This is a genomic window from Nostocoides jenkinsii Ben 74, assembly GCF_001046875.1.
Classification (GTDB): domain Bacteria; phylum Actinomycetota; class Actinomycetes; order Actinomycetales; family Dermatophilaceae; genus Nostocoides_A; species Nostocoides_A jenkinsii.
Genome location: NZ_HF571038.1, coordinates 2,390,050 through 2,408,041 on the forward strand (window position 1 = coordinate 2,390,050; position 17,992 = coordinate 2,408,041).

General features: G+C 69.4%; 16 protein-coding genes and 3 tRNA genes. 15 read left to right on the forward strand and 4 right to left on the reverse strand.

Going from position 1 to position 17,992, the window contains the following annotated elements:
• Nucleotides 1–89 precede the first annotated feature (89 nt).
• Nucleotides 90–893 (reverse strand): SDR family oxidoreductase, encoded by an 804-nt coding sequence (locus tag BN13_RS11340; RefSeq protein ID WP_048546922.1) that lies wholly within the window; start codon nt 891–893, stop codon nt 90–92.
• Between the two features lie 84 nt (nt 894–977).
• Here BN13_RS11340 and BN13_RS11345 point away from each other — a divergent pair, with 84 nt between their 5' ends.
• The 3 genes from BN13_RS11345 (at nt 978) to BN13_RS19315 (ending at nt 2,604) form a co-directional block, all read left to right on the forward strand.
• Nucleotides 978–1,616, forward strand: coding sequence for a 4a-hydroxytetrahydrobiopterin dehydratase (locus BN13_RS11345; RefSeq protein ID WP_048546924.1), 639 nt, complete (start codon nt 978–980; stop codon nt 1,614–1,616).
• 105 nt (nt 1,617–1,721) lie between these two features.
• The gene (locus BN13_RS19310; RefSeq protein WP_157038560.1) at nt 1,722–2,153 is read left to right on the forward strand and encodes a type IV toxin-antitoxin system AbiEi family antitoxin domain-containing protein; all 432 of its coding nucleotides are present in this window, start codon (nt 1,722–1,724) and stop codon (nt 2,151–2,153) included.
• Nucleotides 2,140–2,604, forward strand: coding sequence for a hypothetical protein (locus BN13_RS19315; protein WP_157038561.1), 465 nt, complete (start codon nt 2,140–2,142; stop codon nt 2,602–2,604). The genes BN13_RS19310 and BN13_RS19315 overlap by 14 nt, the downstream gene beginning before the upstream one ends.
• On the opposite strand, the gene BN13_RS11355 is transcribed toward BN13_RS19315, so the two are convergent.
• Nucleotides 2,595–3,089 carry a YajQ family cyclic di-GMP-binding protein gene (locus tag BN13_RS11355; protein WP_048546928.1) on the reverse strand — a complete coding sequence of 165 codons (495 nt, stop codon included), beginning with the start codon at nt 3,087–3,089 and terminating at the stop codon, nt 2,595–2,597. The genes BN13_RS19315 and BN13_RS11355 overlap by 10 nt on opposite strands.
• Before the next feature lie 65 nt (nt 3,090–3,154).
• Between BN13_RS11355 and BN13_RS11360 the strand changes: the two genes are divergently transcribed.
• Together BN13_RS11360 and BN13_RS11365 are read left to right on the forward strand one after the other, a co-directional pair.
• Nucleotides 3,155–3,235: transfer RNA gene (locus tag BN13_RS11360), tRNA-Tyr, on the forward strand.
• Nucleotides 3,236–3,344: 109 nt separating this feature from the next.
• Nucleotides 3,345–4,358, forward strand: coding sequence for a zinc-dependent alcohol dehydrogenase family protein (locus tag BN13_RS11365; protein ID WP_048546930.1), 1,014 nt, complete (start codon nt 3,345–3,347; stop codon nt 4,356–4,358).
• Nucleotides 4,359–4,398: 40 nt separating this feature from the next.
• Here BN13_RS11365 and BN13_RS11370 read toward each other — a convergent pair whose 3' ends face one another.
• Nucleotides 4,399–5,076, reverse strand: coding sequence for a GOLPH3/VPS74 family protein (locus tag BN13_RS11370; RefSeq protein ID WP_048546932.1), 678 nt, complete (start codon nt 5,074–5,076; stop codon nt 4,399–4,401).
• A 99-nt stretch (nt 5,077–5,175) separates the two neighbouring features.
• Here BN13_RS11370 and BN13_RS11375 point away from each other — a divergent pair, with 99 nt between their 5' ends.
• Nucleotides 5,176–6,219, forward strand: coding sequence for an SPFH domain-containing protein (locus BN13_RS11375; RefSeq protein ID WP_048546937.1), 1,044 nt, complete (start codon nt 5,176–5,178; stop codon nt 6,217–6,219).
• A 29-nt stretch (nt 6,220–6,248) separates the two neighbouring features.
• On the opposite strand, the gene BN13_RS11380 is transcribed toward BN13_RS11375, so the two are convergent.
• Nucleotides 6,249–7,952: an AMP-binding protein gene (locus BN13_RS11380; RefSeq protein WP_048546939.1), complete on the reverse strand. Its 1,704-nt coding sequence runs from the start codon at nt 7,950–7,952 to the stop codon at nt 6,249–6,251.
• 92 nt (nt 7,953–8,044) lie between these two features.
• Here BN13_RS11380 and BN13_RS11385 point away from each other — a divergent pair, with 92 nt between their 5' ends.
• From BN13_RS11385 to BN13_RS11425, 9 genes are all read left to right on the forward strand, one after another.
• Nucleotides 8,045–8,914, forward strand: a complete 870-nt coding sequence (locus BN13_RS11385; protein ID WP_048546941.1) for an alpha/beta fold hydrolase — start codon at nt 8,045–8,047, stop codon at nt 8,912–8,914.
• Between the two features lie 248 nt (nt 8,915–9,162).
• Nucleotides 9,163–14,661 carry an ATP-binding protein gene (locus BN13_RS11390; protein WP_048546943.1) on the forward strand — a complete coding sequence of 1,833 codons (5,499 nt, stop codon included), beginning with the start codon at nt 9,163–9,165 and terminating at the stop codon, nt 14,659–14,661.
• A gap of 12 nt (nt 14,662–14,673) precedes the next feature.
• Nucleotides 14,674–15,282, forward strand: coding sequence for a hypothetical protein (locus BN13_RS11395; protein ID WP_048546944.1), 609 nt, complete (start codon nt 14,674–14,676; stop codon nt 15,280–15,282).
• Nucleotides 15,283–15,410: 128 nt separating this feature from the next.
• Nucleotides 15,411–15,483, forward strand: a tRNA-Thr gene (locus tag BN13_RS11400).
• Nucleotides 15,484–15,515: 32 nt separating this feature from the next.
• Nucleotides 15,516–15,589, forward strand: a tRNA-Met gene (locus BN13_RS11405).
• 109 nt (nt 15,590–15,698) lie between these two features.
• The gene (gene rpmG / locus BN13_RS11410; protein ID WP_048549105.1) at nt 15,699–15,869 is read left to right on the forward strand and encodes a 50S ribosomal protein L33; all 171 of its coding nucleotides are present in this window, start codon (nt 15,699–15,701) and stop codon (nt 15,867–15,869) included.
• Nucleotides 15,870–15,953: 84 nt separating this feature from the next.
• Nucleotides 15,954–16,397, forward strand: coding sequence for an FAS1-like dehydratase domain-containing protein (locus BN13_RS11415; RefSeq protein WP_048546945.1), 444 nt, complete (start codon nt 15,954–15,956; stop codon nt 16,395–16,397).
• Nucleotides 16,398–16,399: 2 nt separating this feature from the next.
• Nucleotides 16,400–16,819, forward strand: a complete 420-nt coding sequence (locus BN13_RS11420) for a MaoC family dehydratase (RefSeq protein WP_048546947.1) — start codon at nt 16,400–16,402, stop codon at nt 16,817–16,819.
• Nucleotides 16,819–17,922, forward strand: coding sequence for a UDP-N-acetylmuramate dehydrogenase (locus BN13_RS11425; RefSeq protein WP_048546948.1), 1,104 nt, complete (start codon nt 16,819–16,821; stop codon nt 17,920–17,922). The genes BN13_RS11420 and BN13_RS11425 overlap by 1 nt, the downstream gene beginning before the upstream one ends.
• Nucleotides 17,923–17,992: the final 70 nt, after the last annotated feature.

A 17,992-nucleotide genomic window follows, 5' to 3' on the forward strand; every position in this document is an offset into this window, starting at 1 on the left:
AGCACAAGTTAGTCAACTGTGGACACCTTGCAAGGTGTCCACAGTTGGCTAACTGCTGCTAGCAGAAGCTCCTCGGAGTGGGCCCGGCGTCAGGCGTCGCGGCGGGCGGCAAGGGCTTCCCAGCCGGCCTGGAGGCGCTGCATACCCGCCAGCCAGGCGTCGGTATCGGTCGCCCGGAAGCGGTAGTAATCCGCTACCTGGGGGTGGGGCAGGATCAGGAACCGGTTGTCCTGCAACGCATCCCACACGTGCCCGGCAACCTCCTCGGGTGTCAGGGCGCCCTGGGCCGACAGCAGGTCGCGCAGGTCCCCGGCCTGGTCCAGCATCGCGGTCTGCACGCCTTGCGGGCACAGCGCCTGGACCGCAATTCCCTTGCCGCCGTAGGTGATTGCCAACCACTCGGCGAACGCCACCGCGGCATGTTTCGACACGGAGTATGGCGCGCCCCCGATCATCGACAACAACCCGGCCGCGCTCGCGGTCACGACGAAGCGCCCGTGGCCACGCGCGACCCACCCCGGCATCAGCAGTCGGGCGGCCCGCACGTGCGCCATCACGTTCAGGTCGAGGGTCGCGGCCCACTGCTCGTCGGGGGTCTCCAACCCGGCCCCGCCGATTATCCCGGCGTTCGCGAAGTAGGCGTCGATCTCGCCCAGTTCCGCCGTCGCGGCATCGATGAGCCGAGCGACACCGTCGGCGGAGGCGCAGTCGCCGGGCACGGCATACGCCCCGATGCGGGCCGCGGTCTCGCCGAGCCGGTCCCCGTCGATGTCGGCGACCATGACCCGGCATCCCTGCGCGGCGAGGCGGGTGGCGATCGCGGCACCGATGCCGCCCGCCGCACCGGTCACGACCGCGCGCAGGGACGAGGGGGCGGGGTCGGGGCTCGGCATACGGGCAAATCTAGGCGCTCCCCACGTATGCCGAGCCCGCGCCTCCCCGGCCACCTCGCCACCGATGTGGGTCAAGATGGGCAGATGACCAAGCTCGCACGTCAGATCGCTTCCAGTTCGGCACCCGGCTGGCGGCTCGCCCTCCAGCGACTTCACCTGCGGGTCAAGACCGGCGACTTCGCCACCGGACTCGACCTCGTCAACGCCATCGGGGCGCTTGCGGAGGCGGCGGACCATCACCCGGACATCGACCTGCGCTACGGCACGGTCCATGTCGCGTTGTCCAGCCACGACGCCGGTGGGGTCACCGACCGCGACATCGCGCTGGCCGGCCAGATCGACGCCCTCCTCGCCGAACGCGGCCTGACCCCGAGTCATGAGGACGTGACCGTCGTCGAGATTGCTATCGACGCGATGGACATCGCGGCGATCAAGCCGTTCTGGGCCGCGGTGCTGGGCTGGCCTGCCGACGCGGACGAGGTAGGCGACCCGGCGACCTCGGGTCCGACCGTGTGGTTCCAGCAGATGGATGAGCCTCGGCCGCAACGCAATCGGATCCACCTCGATGTCACCGTGGCGCACGACGAGGCCGATGCCCGGGTCGCCGCCGCGCTGGCCGCCGGCGGCACGTTGGTCAGCGACAGCCGCGCCCCGTCGTTCTGGATTCTGGCCGACGCGGAGGGCAACGAGGCCTGCATCTGCACCTGGCAGGCCCGCGAGTGATACGGCGGGGTGACTTGCTGCCGCCAGAGCGACAATAAACCACCCCGCGACGGGGCCTGTGGATAGCGCCGGGCCTCGATGCCGCCCAGGCGCCACGATGGTGGCGTGAATCTCGACGCGCTCGCCCGCCGCCAACGCGGCGTCATCTCGCGCGCGCAGGCCCGCCAGGTGCTGAGCGACTCGGCCATCCGACACCGGCTCGCCAGCGGACGATGGCGGGTGGTCCACCGAGGCGTTTACGTCACCCACACCGCCGACCTTGATTGGTATGGCCGTGCCGTCGCCGCCCTCATCCTCGCCGGCCCGGGCGCAGCGCTGGGGCTGGCATCCGCGGCATACGTCCAAGGTTTGGAGCGGCGGCCGCCTCCGGTGATCGTGGTGGTCGTTCCGCACGGGCGACAGGTGGCGAAGGTGCCCGGTGTTCGGGTTCACCGACGACGGGACCTTGCGACCACGGTGGTCAAGGGACTGCGCTGTACCGGTCGCGGCGCAAACGGTGCTCGATCTCGCCGCCCAGCCTGGAGTGACTGCCAGTGATGCCGTGGCCCTGGCCGCCGACGCCGTCCGGATCGGCGTGTGCCGCGTCCCACAGCTGGCCGCGGCGCTCAGGCACACCCGGGCACATCCGAACCGACGCCCCCTCAAACTCGCCCTCGGAGATATCGACGCCGGCGTGCAGAGCCTGCTTGAACACCGAGCGCTCAACCGAGTCCTGCGGGCCCACCGGCTGCCCACCATGCAACTTCAGGTCCCTGGACCTGGGGTGCGGCGGGACTTCGTCAACATCGAGTTCGGGGTGATTCTTGAGGTCGACGGCACGGTCGGGCACGGCTTTGTGGCCCCCATTGCGGCGCGATCCGGCGTGTCGGGGCCTAGCGGCCACTTATGGGGTGGATTGCTGCCGCCAGAGCGACAGCAATCCACCCCGCGAAGCCACCGCGCCGCCCAAACCACCCCGCCGCCAGCCGCGCAAGGCCCTCAGCGATAGTTCGTGAAGCTCACCGCGAAGTCCAGGTCGGCCTCCTTGAGCAGCCGCTGCACCGCCTGCAGGTCATCGCGCGACTTGCTCGTCGCGCGGATCGCATCGCCCTGCACCTGCGTCTTGACGCCTTTGGGTCCCTCGTCGCGTAGCAGCTTGTTGACCTTCTTGGCGTTCTCCTGCGAGATGCCCTCCTTCAGGGGCACATCCAGCTTGTACTCCTTGCCCGACAGCCGCGGCCCCGCCTCGGGCACGTCGAGGTGCTTCAACGACACCCCCCGCTTCACCAGCCACGTCTGCACGACGTCAAGGACGGCCTTGCAGCGGTCCTCGGAGTTGGCCTCCATCTTGATGACCTCGCCGACCAGTTCGACGCTCGCGCCAACCCCCTTGAAGTCGTAGCGATTGGCGATCTCCTTCGCCGCGGTGTTGACGGCGTTGGCGACCTCCTGGCGGTCGTACTTGCTCACGATGTCCATGCTGGCGTCGGCCACGGCATACCTCCGAGGGGTCGAATTGGGGTTGGGCGCACTGGCTTGCTATCCTTCCATGCGCACCAGGCAGGTTGTCCGAGCGGCCAATGGAAGCGGACTGTAAATCCGTCGCGAAAGCTACGAAGGTTCGAATCCTTCACCTGCCACCCGTGCTGGTCGGGCCCGGTTCTCCTCGTGGGAGCCGGGCCCGATCGCGTATGCCGATCCCCGGACACCCCTTGCCCGCCCGGCCCCGAGCCCGCAAGGCTTAACCCCATGCGCGCCGTCGTCTATCGCCAGGCCAACCAGGTTGAGATCACCGAGGCACCCGACCCCGAACCCGCGCCTGGCGAGGTGCTCCTGCGCCCGATCCTCACCGGCGTCTGCGGCACCGACAAGCACCTGCTGGCCGGCGGGTTCATGGCGACCTACCCGCTGATCCCCGGTCACGAGATCGTGGCCGAAGTGGTCCACGGGGGCTCCACGCTCGCGGCGGGGACGCTTGTCGCCGTCGACAACACGGACGTATGCCGCGCCTGCGACTACTGCCGCCGCGGCCAGACCCTATATTGCACCGCCTTCCGCTCCCTCGGGTGCAACGCCCCGGGCGGGTTCGCCGAGCTCATGGTCGCCCCGGAGCGCAAGTGTTTCCCGCTCGACGGGGTCGACCCCAGCGTGGCGGTCCTCACCGAGCCCCTCGCCTGCGCCGTCCACGGCGCCGACATGCTGGCCCTGACCCCCGGCAGCGACGTCCTCGTGCTGGGCGCCGGCCCGACCGGCCTGCTGCTCACGCAACTCCTGCTTCACGGCGGTGCCGCCCGGCTCACCGTCGCGGCGCCGAGCCAGCACAAGCTCGATCTCGCCGTTCACTTCGGCGCCGACCACACCGTCGTCCTACCCCGCGGTGATCAGGACGGCGCCTTCGCAGCCATTAAAGCCTTGGCGCCCAACGGTTTTGACGTCGTGGTCGAAGCGACCGGCGTGCCCACGATCCTCGAACGCTGCCCCAGCCTCACCCGGATGGGCGGCACCATCATGGTCTACGGGATGGCAGACGCCGACGATCGGGTGGCGTTCTCGCCATACGAGATCTTCTCCCGGGAGCTCACGATCAAGGGCTCGTTCGCGCAGATCGAGTGCTTCGACCGGTCGCTGGCCTACTTGAGGACCGGGCGGATCAAGACCGACGGCATCGTCACCCACACCTTCGGCCTCGACGGGTTCGCCGACGCCCTCGATGCCGCGCGTCTGCCCGGCGCGGTCAAGGCGGCGATCGACCCCCAGCGCTGAGCCGACAACCACTGACCCAACAACCGCTGAGCCAACAGCGCTAGGGATTCGCCGCGACCACCGCGGCCGCGCCCACCGAGGCCCGCACCTGGGCGATCGCATCCTGCACCGCCTTGGCGCCCCAATCACTCGCCGCGATCTCCTTGGCGCGTCGGCGAGCCGCCCGCTTGTCCGTCTCCGGTGAGATGACCCGCAACAGCAGGTCGGTCGCGTCCAACAGGCCGATCAAGGCCGCGGTCCGCGCGCTCGGCTCGCCCCCCATCAGGGCCGCGTTGATCCGCTGCCGCACCTCCCGCTCGGGCTCGGGATCGCGCTCGGGATAGTTCGTCAGGTTGATAACCCCCATGACCGTATGCTGCTCGCGCCCCAGGATCCCCGACTCCACCAGCCGGCCGGTCACCTCATCAGTGAGCATCTTGCCGGTGCGCCCGTTGCACCACCGCCCCAACGCGTCCTTGGGCTTGTGCCCGACCTGCTTGACGGCCTCGACCAGCGCTAGGTCCAGGATGCGGTCCTCGGTGGACGACTCCAGCAGCAGGGTCAGGCGGTCCCGCTCCCGCCACGGCAGGTCGTGCGCGGTGACGCTGAGCCGCTCGCGCAGCACGAGTTCGATCAGCAGCGCCCCGGACACTGCCAGCCGCAGATGCTGCACGGACACCAGCAGCTTTCCCGTGTCCTCCTTGCGGGCGAGCAGCAGGTATTCCTCGGCGAGCAGCATGGGTCAAAGGTATGCCGCTTCTGTCCGCCACCGTGGAACCGCTCATTTGGCAAACTCGTCCGAGCTTCGCCATCCGCGATCTCGAAGGAGACCACAACCATGCCCAAGGTGACCCCCACGTCCGGGAACGCCCTCCATGAGGCGACCGGACGCGTCGGCGGCCTCGTCAAGATCCTGCTCGTTCTGGGGGTGATCCTGGCCCTGCTGATCGGTGCGATGAACCTCGTGCGCACGGTGGCGTCGCCGGCCGACGAGGTCGCGGTGCACAAGGGCGGCGGCGTCATCGAGGCGCCCAACTCCAAGGGCTGCGTCAGCGCCAACTCGCGCCAGATCCGCAAACCCGGCGACAAGTACTACTGGTACCCCGCCTCGCAGCGCACCTACAACTTCACCGGTGGGGACGGCGCGGACCACGAGTCGTTCTCGGTGGTGTCCAAGGACTTCCAGCAGTTGGAGGTCCCGGGCTCGGTGGAGTTCACCCTCAACGTCGACTGCACGGTCTTGACACGCTTCCACGACGCCATCGGCAACCGCTACCACGCGTTCTACACCAGCTCCGACGAGTGGTCGGAGACCAACGACGGCTGGCAGCGCATGCTCGACCTCTACTTCGCCCCGGCCCTGGACGCCACGCTCGACCGGGTGGCCAAGAAGTACACCTGGAAGGAGTTGTATGCCGACCCCACCATCAAGGACGAGATGAACCGCACGGTCAACGAGCAGTTGGCGACACTCATCCAGCAGAAGATGCCCGGTGAGGACGAGTTCTTCCAGGGCTTCTCCGCGCTCATCCAGCAGCCGCGTCCGTCCGATGCCCTGGTGCAGGCGCTCTCGGACGAGGAGGCGGGCCGCGCGCAGGCGGCGGCGGCCAAGGCGAAGGCGGTCGCCGACGCCGAGACCGAGCAGGCGCGTGCGGTGGCGGAGGCCAAGGCGCTCGAGGCGGCCGCGGCCGCGCAGGTTGCGCAGAAGGAGGCCGAGGCCCGGATCGCGCGGCTTGAGGCGCAGATCAAGGAGTCGGAGATCGGGCCCTTCGGCAGCGCCAAGGAATACAACAACAACCTGGCGATCCAGAACGGCCTCAACCCTTACCAGCCGACGTATGGCGGCAGTGTGCTCACCCCGAGCGGCGGCTCGACCCCCTAGCGTGTTCTGAAACTCCCTCGTGGGGTGTCTTAGGCTCGCGGGGCGCTGTCGCCCTTCAACTCCGGGAACATCTCGTCGCGCCACTCCGCGAACTCCCCGCCCGCTTCCTCGCGATGGCGCAGCTCCACGCGCCGGATCTTGCCGGAGACGGTCTTGGGCAGTTCCGAGAACTCCAGGCGCCGGATGCGCTGGAAGGGCGCCAGGTGCGCGCGGCAATGCGCGAAGATCGACAGCGCCGTTTCCCGGGTCGGCTCCTGACCGGCGACCAGCACGACATAGGCCTTGGGAACGGCGAGCCGGACGGGATCGGGCGCCGGGACCACGGCGGCCTCGGCGACCGCAGGATGCTCGATCAGCACCGACTCCAACTCAAAGGGACTGATCTTGTAGTCACTCGCCTTGAACACATCGTCGGTGCGCCCGATATAGGTGATGTAGCCGTCCGCATCGCGGCTGGCGATATCACCGGTGTGATAGAAACCGCCGCTCATGGCCGCGTTGTTGCGGGCCTCGTCGCCCTGGTAGCCGGTCATCAGCCCAAGCGGACGCGCCTCCAGGTCGAGGCAGATCTCGCCCTCGTCCGCGGCGATTTCGCCGGTCAGCGGGTCCACCAGCACCACCGGCATCCCCGGCAGGGGCTTGCCCATCGACCCGGGCACGACGACATCGCCCGGCGCATTGCCGACTTGGGCGGTCGTCTCGGTCTGCCCGTAGCCATCGCGCAGCGTGAGTCCCCACGCCTTCCCGACCTGGGCGATCACCTCGGGATTGAGCGGTTCGCCGGCGCCGATGACCTCGCGAAGGTTGCCGGGACCACCGGAGAGATCCGCATTGATGAGCATGCGCCATACGGTCGGCGGGGCACAGAAGGTGGTCACATGCTCGGTCCGCAGCGTCGCCAGCAGCGCGGCGGGGTCGAAGCGGGAGTAGTTGTAGAGGAAAACCGTCGCCTCGGCGATCCACGGGGCGAAGAAGCACGACCATGCATGCTTGGCCCACCCGGGGGAGGAGATATTGAGGTGGACGTCGCCGGGCTGAAGCCCGAGCCAGTACATCGTCGACAGGTGCCCGAGCGGATAGCTCTGCTGGGTGTGCTCGACGAGCTTCGGGCGGCTTGTGGTGCCGCTCGTGAAATAGAGCAGCAGCCGGTCGGTCGGCGCCGTTTGCGGGTGCGCCGCCGGCGCCACATCTTCCTCGTATGCCGCGCGCAGGCTCTCCCACCCGCTCACCTTCCCGACGCTCACCTTGAGCAGGTCGGCGCCGAGGTCGGCGAACTTGTCGGTGTCGGCGGCATTGCAGACCACCGCCTTGGCCGAGCCGCGCTCGAGGCGATCACGCAGGTCGGCCGGGCCGAGGGCCGTCGTTGTCGGCATGATGACGGCGCCGAGTTTCATCACCCCGAGCATCGTGCTCCACAGCTCGACTTGGTTGCCGAGCATGACGATGACGGCGTCGCCCTTGCCGATGCCGCGGGCGGCGAGGAAGGCCGCGACCTGGTCGGAGGCGGTGGCCATCTGATCGAAGGTGAGTTCGGCGCGAGTGCCGTCCTCCTCAAGGATGATCAGGGCCGGCCGGTCGTTGCCGCGGGCGATGACGTCGAACCAGTCGATCGCCCAGTTGAACGTGCCGCCGAGGTTGGGCCAGGCGAAGCTCGCGTTCGCCTCGTCGTGGCGGCCGCGGAGGTCCAGCAACTGGTCTCGGGCGGCGCGGTAGCGGTCGGTTACGGACGTCATCGGAAACCTCCAACGGGTCGGATTCGCTCTCGATCCCACCTTGCCAGGTCACGCCCAGGCCGCGCCCCAGGTGACCCGGGTAACGTCGCGGCGTGCCCCCACCCGCCCCACGTCCTGCCGGACCGCCCGGCCCGGCGGCCCCGACGCGGGCCAACCTGCTGATCTCGCGGGCCATCGCGATCGTGCTGGTCCTCCTCGCCGCCGCGATTGTTGTCTTCGGCATCCAGCTCGTCCGCAATCGTGCGGCCAGCGACCGGACGGGGGCGGCGGGCAGCACCCTGGCGACGCAGTGCCCCGACGTTGACGCGTCGGTCGTCGCGGCGGCTCGCCGCGTCCCGTTGATGGGTGCCGACGGTCGGGCGCTGGGCGCGGCGATTGTGGGGGATCCGTCGGCCACACTCGGCGTCGTCCTCCGGCATGGAGCGTCGCAGACGATCTGCGATTGGCTGCCCTGGGCCGTCGAGACCGCGCGAGCGAACCAGGCCCAAGTCCTGCTGTTCGACCGCCGCGGCAAGGGCTCGTCCCCGGGCGAACCGGGCGTCACCAAGGAGCCGAGCGACAGCCAGGCGGCGGTCGCGGCTCTGGCCGCTCAGGGTGCGGACAAGGTCGCCCTGGTCGCCTCGTCCATGGGCAATTCCGTGATGTATGCCGCGCTGCCCGGCCTCACCCCGCCCCCGTGCGCGGTGGTCTCGATCTCGCCGGTCCTCACCAGCTCCGACGACAGCGGAACCGTTCAGGGGGACCGGCTCACCGATCTGACCGACAACACCTGGATCACCTGGGAGTCCCGCGCCCCCGGCATCGTGGCCGAGGTCGGGGCGATCCAACGCGCGCTGTCGGTCCAGGGGAGAACCGCCCCGCACGAGCTCGCGGTGGACACCAAGGATCACTCCCGCGCCCTCATCGCCAAGCACCCCGAGGCGGCCGCCTTCGTCCAGCAAGCGATCGCCTCGTGCCGGTGAGACGTCGCATCGCCTCGAGCGGACGCAATAACCCGGCCGCACCCCCTGAGCGGACGCAATAACCGGCAGCGGACGCAATAGCTATTGCGTCCGCCGGGGCTAGGGACGTCCGCGGGGGCTAGGGACGTGATGCGGGGGTAGGGGCGTGCTGGAGCGAGCCTGATGCAAGGGGCACGGGTGGCCGGGACGACGTGCCGGGGCCCGACGCCATAGGCTGTGAGCCACCTAACAGCCAGGAGGTCTTGAGGGTGTTCACGCGGATCGCCGTCGTCAACCGGGGAGAGGCCGCCATGCGGCTGATCCACGCCGTACGCGACCTGAATGCGCAGCGTCGAGGCGATCCACCCATCGAGGTCGTCGCCCTCCACACCGAGGGCGAGAAGAGCGCGATGTTCGTGCGCGAGGCTGATCTCGCCTACAACCTCGGCCCGGCGTCGGCGCGGCCCTATCTCGACTACGCCCTCTTGGAGCGTGCGCTTCTCGAGACCGGCGCGGACGCCGCGTGGGTGGGTTGGGGGTTCGTCGCCGAGCACCCTGACTTCGCCGATCTGTGTGCGCGTATCGGAGTCACCTTTATCGGCCCCAGCGGCGACGCCATGCGCAAACTCGGCGACAAGATCGGCAGCAAGCTGATCGCCGAGGAGGTCGGTGTCCCGGTGGCGCCGTGGAGCCAGGGCGGCGTGGACACCCTGGAGGACGCCCTGGCCACTGCCAACCGGCTCGGCTACCCCCTGATGCTCAAGGCGACCGCCGGGGGCGGCGGCCGGGGAATCCGCAAGGTGACCACCGACGAGGAGCTCATCGCGGCATACCAATTGACCAGGGACGAGGCGGAGCGGGCCTTCGGGTCCGGGGTGGTCTTCCTGGAGAGCCTGGTGACGGGCGCTCGGCACGTCGAGGTCCAGGTCATCGCCGACGGCCAGGGCGCCGCGTGGGCGATCGGCGTGCGCGACTGCACCGTGCAACGGCGCAACCAGAAGGTCATCGAGGAGTCCGCCTCCCCGGTCATGACGGCCGAGCAGGCGCAGATCCTGAAGGACAGCGCGGAGCGGCTGGCCATCGCCGTCGGCTACGCCGGCGCCGGGACCGTGGAGTTCCTGTTCCAGCCGGACGACGGCACCTTCGCCTTCCTGGAGGTCAACACCCGGCTCCAGGTTGAGCACCCCATCACCGAGGTCACCACCGACACCGATCTGGTCAAGCTGCAGATTCACGTCGCCGCTGGCGGCCGGCTCGAGGGAGAGCGGCCGATTGAGAAGGGCCACGCGGTCGAGGCGCGCCTGAACGCCGAGGATCCCGACCGCGACTTCGCCCCCGCCCCGGGCCATATCGCCTATCTCGACTTCCCGGCCGGACCTGGAATCCGTGTGGATACCGGTGTGGGCGAGGGCGATTCGATCCCTGCCGACTTCGACTCGATGATCGCCAAGATCATCGCCTACGGCCGCGATCGCGACGAGGCGCTGGCCCGACTGCGCCGTGCCATGCACGAGACCACGGTCGTCATCGAGGGCGGCGCCACCAACAAGTCGTTCGTCCTCGACCTGCTCGACCAGCCCGAGGTCATCGACGGCACCTGCGACACCGGCTGGATCGACCGCGTCCGCGGCGAGGGCCGACTCGTCAGTCGCGCCGGGTCGGGCATTGCCCTGGTCGCGGCGGGCATCGAGGCCTACGAGGAGGAAGAAGCCCTCGAACGCACCCGCCTCCTGGAGACCGCCCGCGGCGGTCGCCCCCAGGTCCAGCACAACGTGGGCCGGCCGGTCGAGCTGAAGCTGCGCGGCGCGGCATACAAAGTCACCGTACTCCGGACGGGACCCGCCCGCTTCCGGGCAACCGTCGACGACGGCACCGGCGTCTATCGCGTGGAAGCGCGCCTCACCCGCCTCGGGGAGTATGCCGCGCGCCTCACCACCGGGGACAAGACCTATCGCCTCGTGATGGCCACCCACGGTCCGGTGCACCTCGTCGAGGTCGACGGCGTTGCCCACCGCGTGAGCCGCGACGAGGGCGGCGTGCTGCGCTCGCCGGCGCCGGCCCTCGTTGTCGCAACCCCGGTCCCGGTCGGTGGCGAAGTCGCCGCCGGCGCCCCCGTCCTCGTGCTGGAGAGCATGAAGATGGAGACGCTCATTCCGGCTCCGTTCGCGGCCCGAATCAAGGAACTGCTTGTCTCCGCGGGAAGCCAGGTCGAGACCGGGGCGCCGTTGGCGCGCCTAGAGCCGGTCGGTGACGGCGAGGAGGCGGCGGCCGCGGACACCACCGCACAGACCGTGAGCCTTGACCTGCCATCCTCCAATGAGCCGGACGGGATCGAGGCTCGGGCCAAGAGCGGCATCCGCGATCTCAGCGGGATGCTGATGGGCTATGACATCGACCCCGGCGACAAGGGGAAGTCGTTGGCCGACTACCTCGTCGCGCGCGATGCCCTGGTTGCCGGCGGCCTCGCTCCGTTGGAAGGGGAGTTGCCGCTGCTGGAACTCTTCGCCGACTTCGCCGAACTCAGCCGCAACCGCCCCGCCGAGGATGCCGAGAAGTCCGAGACGCGTATTCATTCCCCGCGCGAGCATTTCCACACCTATATGGGCACGCTCGACCCCGACCGCGGCGGTCTGCCCACGGAGTTCCGTGACCGGCTGAGCCGCGTGCTCGCCCACTACGGCGTCGACGGTCTGGACCGGACTCCGGAGTTGGAGCGCGCGGTCTTCCGGGTGTTCCTGGCCGGGCAGCGCACGGAGCCCGAGGTCGCGCTCGCCGTGGGCGTCCTGCGCCGCTGGCTCGCCTCGCCGCCGCCGGAGGGCGACCTGGTGCAGCGCGCTCGCGTCGTGCTCGACCGGCTCGTCGCGGCCACCCAGTTGCGCTTCCCGCTCGTCGGCGATCTCGCGCGGAGCGTGCGCTTCCGCTGGTTCGAGCAACCGATCGTCGAGGCCGACCGCGCAGCCGTCCTGGGCAATGTCGCCGCGGAGCTCGAGGCGCTCGATCGCTATCCGGACGGGCCCGACCGCGCCGCCCGGATGGAGGTCCTGGCCGACATCCCCGAGCGCATCGTCAGCTTCCTCGGTGACCGGCTTCGCAGCGGCGTCCCGGCGCACGAGCCGATGCTCGCCGTCCTGATCCGGCGCCACTATCGCGAGCACGGCCTCACCGACCTGCGGGAGTATGCCGTGTTCGGCCGCCCGTTCGCCAGCGCGGCCTACCGCCTCGACGGCCGCGACAGCCGCCTGGTCTCGACGGTCGGCCGGCTGGACGAATTCGTGCCCGACAGCGCCCTGGTCCGAGCCCTGCAGGAGGAGGTCGAGCGCGGCGCCGGCCAGCCGGTCGTCGATCTCTACCTCCACGCCCCCGACCTGCCCGAGGACGACGACGCCGCAGCGGCGCAGCTCATCGACGTGGCCGGTCGGCTCGACTTCGTGGCCGCGCTCCGCCGGATCGCCATCGGCGTGGTGCGCGGCGAGGATGCCGAGGTCGGCTATTTCACCCTCCGGCCCGGCGCCGACGGCAGCCTCACCGAGGATCTCGCCGTGCGCGGCATCCATCCGATGGTGGGCCGTCGACTCAACCTGTGGCGACTTCGCGACTTCGACCTCACCCGGATCGCCGCCCCCCGGGATGTGCTGCTCTTCGACTGCGTTGCCCGGGACAATGCCGCCGATCGCCGGCTGATCGCCCTGGCTCAGGTGCGCGAGGTCGTCGTCATGCGTGATGACGACGGCAAGGTCGTCGGCCTGCCCCATGTGGAGCGGGCCCTGGCCAACTGCCTGGAAGCGATCCGGGCCGCGCGCACGGGGGCCGGCGGCGCGGGGGCCCGCCTCGACACCAATCAGGTGTGGATCCACATCTGGCCGCTGATCGACGCCGATGTCGAGCAGTTGACCGCGCTGCGGGCTCGCATCGCGCCGATGACGGCCGGGGCGGGAATCCAGGAGGTGCGGATCGAAGGCCGCATCGCGGCGGCCGGCGGACGAAGCGTCCCGATCGTTGCGCGCTTCTCCTACCAGGCCGGAGCGGGCGTGATCTACAGCGTTGAACCGCCCGCCACCGAGCGGATGGCACCCCTGGATGCGTATGCCGAGAAGGTCCTGCGCGCCAGTCGCCGGGGCTTGGTCTACCCCTACGAGTTGCAGTCGCTGCTCATCGGCGACGGCGGCAGCTTCGTCGAGTACGACCTCGATGAGACCGGGGCCTTGGTGCCCGCCGAGCGGGCCGCCGGCAAGAACCGTGCCGGCATCGTCTGCGGCGTGGTCACCACCCCGACCGAGCTCCATCCCGAGGGCATCAAGCGGGTCCTGCTCGCGGGAGACCCGCTGCGGTCCCTCGGGTCCGTGGCGGAGGCCGAGTGCGCGCGCATCATCGCCGGTCTCGATCTTGCCGAGGAACTCGGGGTCCCCGTCGAGTGGTTCGCCCTCTCGGCCGGGGCGCGCATCTCGATGGACTCCGGCACCGAGAACATGGACTGGGTGGCCAAGGCGCTTAAACGGATCATCGAGTTCACCCAGGACGGACACGAGATCAATATCGTCGTGGCGGGGATCAACGTCGGCGCCCAGCCCTACTGGAACGCCGAGGCGACGATGCTCATGCATACCAAGGGCATCCTCGTCATGACCCCCGACAGTGCCATGGTGCTGACCGGCAAACAGTCCCTCGACTTCTCCGGGGGCGTCAGCGCCGAGGACAACTTCGGCATCGGCGGCTACGACCGCGTGATGGGGCCCAACGGCCAGGCGCAGTACTGGGCGCCCGACCTCGCCGGCGCCTTCGAGATCGTGCTGCAGCATTACGACGCGACGTATGTCGCTGCGGGAGAAGACGGTCCGCGGCATTCGCCGACCACCGACCCGATCGAGCGGGATGTCACCGACTCGCCACACCTACTGGACGGCAGCGACTTCACCACCGTCGGCGACATCTGGTCCGCGGCGACGAATCCCGACCGGAAGAAGCCCTTCGACATTCGCACGGTCATCCGGGCGCTGGTCGATCAGGATCATCCGCTCTTGGAGCGGTGGGCTGGGATGGCCGACGCCGAGACCGTTGTCGTCGTCGACGCCCGGCTCGGTGGTCATTCCGTATGCCTGCTCGGCGTGGAGTCGAAGTCCGTCCCGCGCCGCGGCTTCCCGCCCACCGATGGACCCGACACCTATACGGCCGGGACGTTGTTCCCCAAGTCCTCCAAGAAGGCCGCCCGCGCCATCAATGCCGCCTCCGGCAACCGCCCGTTGGTGGTATTGGCCAACCTCTCCGGCTTCGACGGCTCACCCGAGTCCATGCGCAGTCTCCAACTGGAGTATGGCGCGGAGATCGGCCGCGCCATCGTCAACTTCCAAGGACCCATCGTCTTCGTGGTCATCTCGCGCTATCACGGCGGCGCGTTCGTGGTGTTCTCCAAGGCGCTGAACCCGCGGATGACGGTGCTCGCGATCGAGGGTTCGTTCGCCTCCGTGCTCGGCGGTGCCCCGGCGGCGGCGGTGGTGTTCAGCCGCGATGTCGACGCCAGGACCGCGAGCGATCCGCGGGTCGCGGAAGTGGAGGAGCGCCTGCGGGCCGCGGACAATGGCGATCGGGCAGCCATCGCGACCGAGTTGGCCGAGACCCGCAAGAGCGTGCGCGCGGAGAAGCTTGGCGAGGTCGCGAGCGAGTTCGACGCGGTTCACGACATCCACCGCGCGGTCGAGGTCGGCTCGGTCGATGAGGTCATCTCCGCGCGCGACCTGCGTCCGCGGATCATCGCGGCGCTCGACATGGGGTGAGCCCGGACGGGCATGAAACACCGCATCGCCGCCGTTGCGACGGCAGTCGTCCTCGGCGCCACGATCGTGCAATTGGCGATCGGGGCCTTCACCGACCTCCCGCAGTTCGCCGGTAAGGGGTTCGGCGCGCGACTCTGGGCATACCCGGCGATGATGCTCCTCGTCCCTGCGATCTGGTGGCTGGTATCGCGCCGGCGGGCGGCCGTCGGCGGCGCCCGGGCGGGGGACGGCGCCATTCCGTGGGCGGCATTCGGCCTCATCATGGCGCCCTTCCTGATCGACGTCACCGGCAACACCCTCGACCTGTATGACTCGGTGGTGTGGTGGGACGACGCCAACCACTTCGTCAACTGGTTCCTGCTCAACGCCGGTCTGGGGATGCTCGTGTTGCGCCGCGTCGGAATCGCGTGGGTGCGCGTGCTCCTGGTCACGGGGCTCGGCGCCATCCTGGCGATCGGGTGGGAGGTGGGGGAGTGGTACACCTTCATCCGCCACGGCACCGAACTCGACACCGCCTACCAGGACACCCTCGGGGATGAGGCGCTCGGCACCCTTGGCGCCCTGCTCGCGGGGCTGGTCCTGGCCCGCCGCGGGGAGGGGGCCACGCGGCATACGTCCTGATGCGGGATCGGGAGTCGGAGTCGCGTGCGCGGAGTTGGGAGCGGGGATCAGGTCCGGAGGAGGCCGCGATTTCGTGTCCGCCGGGACGGCCGTGTAGGCTCTCCGTCGCACTCCCACGAGGGGCGCGCGCCTCCTTAGCTCAGTCGGTAGAGCATTTCCATGGTAAGGAAAAGGTCGTCGGTTCGATTCCGACAGGGGGCTCTGGTCTGCCCGGTCACCGGGCCGGCCGCCGAGGCGGGATAGCTCAGCTGGTCAGAGCGCACGACTCATAATCGTGAGGTCGCGGGATCGAGCCCCGCTCCCGCTACTGCGCGCGATTTCGTGGGAACGAAACCGCTCGTTATCGTGTTATGTCCGTGTCTCGGCATCTGCCGGGGCGCCTCCCGTTCTGTTCGTTGAAGAAGCAGGTTGCTCCCGTGGCTAAGAAGTCCACCGAAATCCGCCCCAAGATCACCTTGGCCTGCACCGAGTGCAAGGAGCGCAACTACATCACGGAGAAGAACCGCCGCAACAGCCCCGACCGGCTCGAGCTGGCCAAGTTCTGCCCGCGTTGCGTCAAGCACACGGCCCACCGCGAGACCCGCTGACGCTCGCCCTCGCATCGCCTCGTGCGCCCCGTGACCGACCGGTCCGGGGCGCACGGCGTTCTCCGGCCTAATAGAGTTCCCGTCATGCCGGTGAACGAGAGTTTTGTGGGGCGAACCTTCGACCCCGTCGGACCGTATGCCGTGGACGCGGCCATGATCGCCGCCTTCGCCGAGGCGGTGGGTGCGACGGATGCAGTGCACTTCGATGCGGAGGCGGCGCGCGCGGCCGGCTACCGGGATGTGATCGCCCCGCCGACGCTGGCGGTGCGCTTCGACCAGTTGTCCTCGCGGGCGTATGTGCAAGATCCCGACGCGGGGATCGACTACTCGCGGGTGGTGCACGGCGAGCAGTCGTTCGTTCATCACCGCCCGATCACGGCCGGCGACGAATTGGTCGCCGCGACGACGGTCGACAGCATCCGCAGTGCCGGCGGTCACGCGATGATCAGCGTTCGCACCGAGATCAGCAATGGCGACGAGCCGGTGGCGACGACTCGCTCGACCATCGTCGTGCGGGGAGGGGAGTGAGCATGGCTCGCCAGTTCAGTGACGTCAGCGTCGGCGACAGCCTCGGCACCAAGACCGTTCCGGTCCAGCGCGCGACGCTCGTCGCCTATGCCAACGCCTCCCTCGATCAGAACCCGATCCATCAGGACGAGGCATTCGCCAAACAGGTCGGCCTGCCCGACGTCATCGCGCACGGCATGTGGACGATGGGAGCGGCCGGCACGCTGGCCGCGGAGTGGGCGGGAGACGCCGGGCGCATCGTGGAGTACGGGACCCGGTTCACCAGCATGGTCGTCGTCCCCGCTGGTGGCTCCGAACTGTCCGTCACCGGCGTCGTGAAGTCGCTCGACGAGGCGCGCAAGCGCGCCACGGTGGAGCTGACGGCCACGGCCGGCGGCAGCAAGGTGCTCGGCCGCTGCCAAGCCGTCGTCCAACTCGACTGATGCGTCTGACGGGGCGGACGGAGAAATTCGACGCGGCGCTGGCTCCCCATACGACCATGCGGGTGGGTGGGCCAGCACAGCGGCTGGTGACCGTCACCAGCAACGATGAATTGGTCGACGCGGTCCGCGAGACCGACGACGCCGGCGAGCCCCTGCTCGTGCTCGGCGGGGGCTCGAATGTCGTCATCCCCGACGGCGGGTTTCCCGGAACCGTCGTCAAGGTCGCGACGACCGGGGTGACTCGGGAGTCGATCGACGCGTGCTCGGGAGCCTTCGTGCGGGTCGCCGCGGGCGAGGTGTGGGACGAGGTCGTCGCGCAGGCCGTGGCGAGCGGGTGGAGCGGCGTCGAGGCGTTGTCCGGGATTCCGGGCTCGGCCGGTGCCACGCCGGTGCAGAACGTCGGCGCCTACGGTCAGGAGGTCGCGCAGACGATCGCGCAGGTCCGCACCTGGGATCGGCAGGCACAGGCGGTGCGGACGTTCTCGGCGTTGGAGTGCGCGTTCACCTATCGGCATTCGATCTTCAAGGCGACCGATCGCTTCGTGGTCCTGGACGTGGTCTTCCAGTTCGTGCTGGCGGACCTGTGCCGCCCGATCGCGTATGCCGATCTGGCCACCCAACTCGGGGTCGCGGTCGGCGACCGGGTGCCGCTGGCGGATGCGCGCGAGGCCGTGCTGGCGCAGCGCCGTCGCCGCGGCATGGTCCTCGACCCGGCCGATCACGACACGTGGAGTTGCGGGTCCTTCTTCACCAACCCGATCCTCTCGACGGCGGCCTTCGACGCCCTGGTGGCGCGGGTGCACGACCGGCTTGGCGCCGACATCGATCCGCCCCGCTTCGCCGACGCCGACGGCAATGTCAAGACCAGCGCCGCGTGGTTGATCGAGCGGGCGGGGTTCGGCAAGGGCTTCGGCGCCGACGGCGAGGCGGGCCTGAGCGGCCGGGCGAGCCTGTCGACCAAACACACGCTGGCCCTGACCAACCGCGGCTTCGCGACCGCCGCCGACATCCTGGCGCTCGCGGCCGTGGTCCGCGACGGCGTGCACGCCGCCTTCGGCGTGGCCCTGGTCAACGAGCCCGTCCTCCTGGGTCAGGCGTTCTAGCGCGCCTTGGCCCTCCGAACTTCTGCTAGCAGCAGTTAGTCAACTGTGGACACCTTGCAAGGTGTCCACA

Excerpts from the sequence above, each read along its gene's own strand:
- BN13_RS11345 (WP_048546924.1), top strand. The coding sequence starts at position 978 with ATGACCAAGCTCGCACGTCAGATCGCTTCCAGTTCGGCACCCGGCTGG.
- BN13_RS11365 (WP_048546930.1), top strand. The coding sequence starts at position 3,345 with ATGCGCGCCGTCGTCTATCGCCAGGCCAACCAGGTTGAGATCACCGAG.
- BN13_RS11340 (WP_048546922.1), bottom strand. The coding sequence starts at position 893 with ATGCCGAGCCCCGACCCCGCCCCCTCGTCCCTGCGCGCGGTCGTGACC.
- BN13_RS11375 (WP_048546937.1), top strand. The coding sequence starts at position 5,176 with ATGCCCAAGGTGACCCCCACGTCCGGGAACGCCCTCCATGAGGCGACC.
- BN13_RS11425 (WP_048546948.1), top strand. The coding sequence starts at position 16,819 with ATGCGTCTGACGGGGCGGACGGAGAAATTCGACGCGGCGCTGGCTCCC.
- BN13_RS11420 (WP_048546947.1), top strand. The coding sequence starts at position 16,400 with ATGGCTCGCCAGTTCAGTGACGTCAGCGTCGGCGACAGCCTCGGCACC.
- BN13_RS11415 (WP_048546945.1), top strand. The coding sequence starts at position 15,954 with ATGCCGGTGAACGAGAGTTTTGTGGGGCGAACCTTCGACCCCGTCGGA.
- BN13_RS11395 (WP_048546944.1), top strand. The coding sequence starts at position 14,674 with ATGAAACACCGCATCGCCGCCGTTGCGACGGCAGTCGTCCTCGGCGCC.
- BN13_RS11380 (WP_048546939.1), bottom strand. The coding sequence starts at position 7,952 with ATGACGTCCGTAACCGACCGCTACCGCGCCGCCCGAGACCAGTTGCTG.
- BN13_RS11370 (WP_048546932.1), bottom strand. The coding sequence starts at position 5,076 with ATGCTGCTCGCCGAGGAATACCTGCTGCTCGCCCGCAAGGAGGACACG.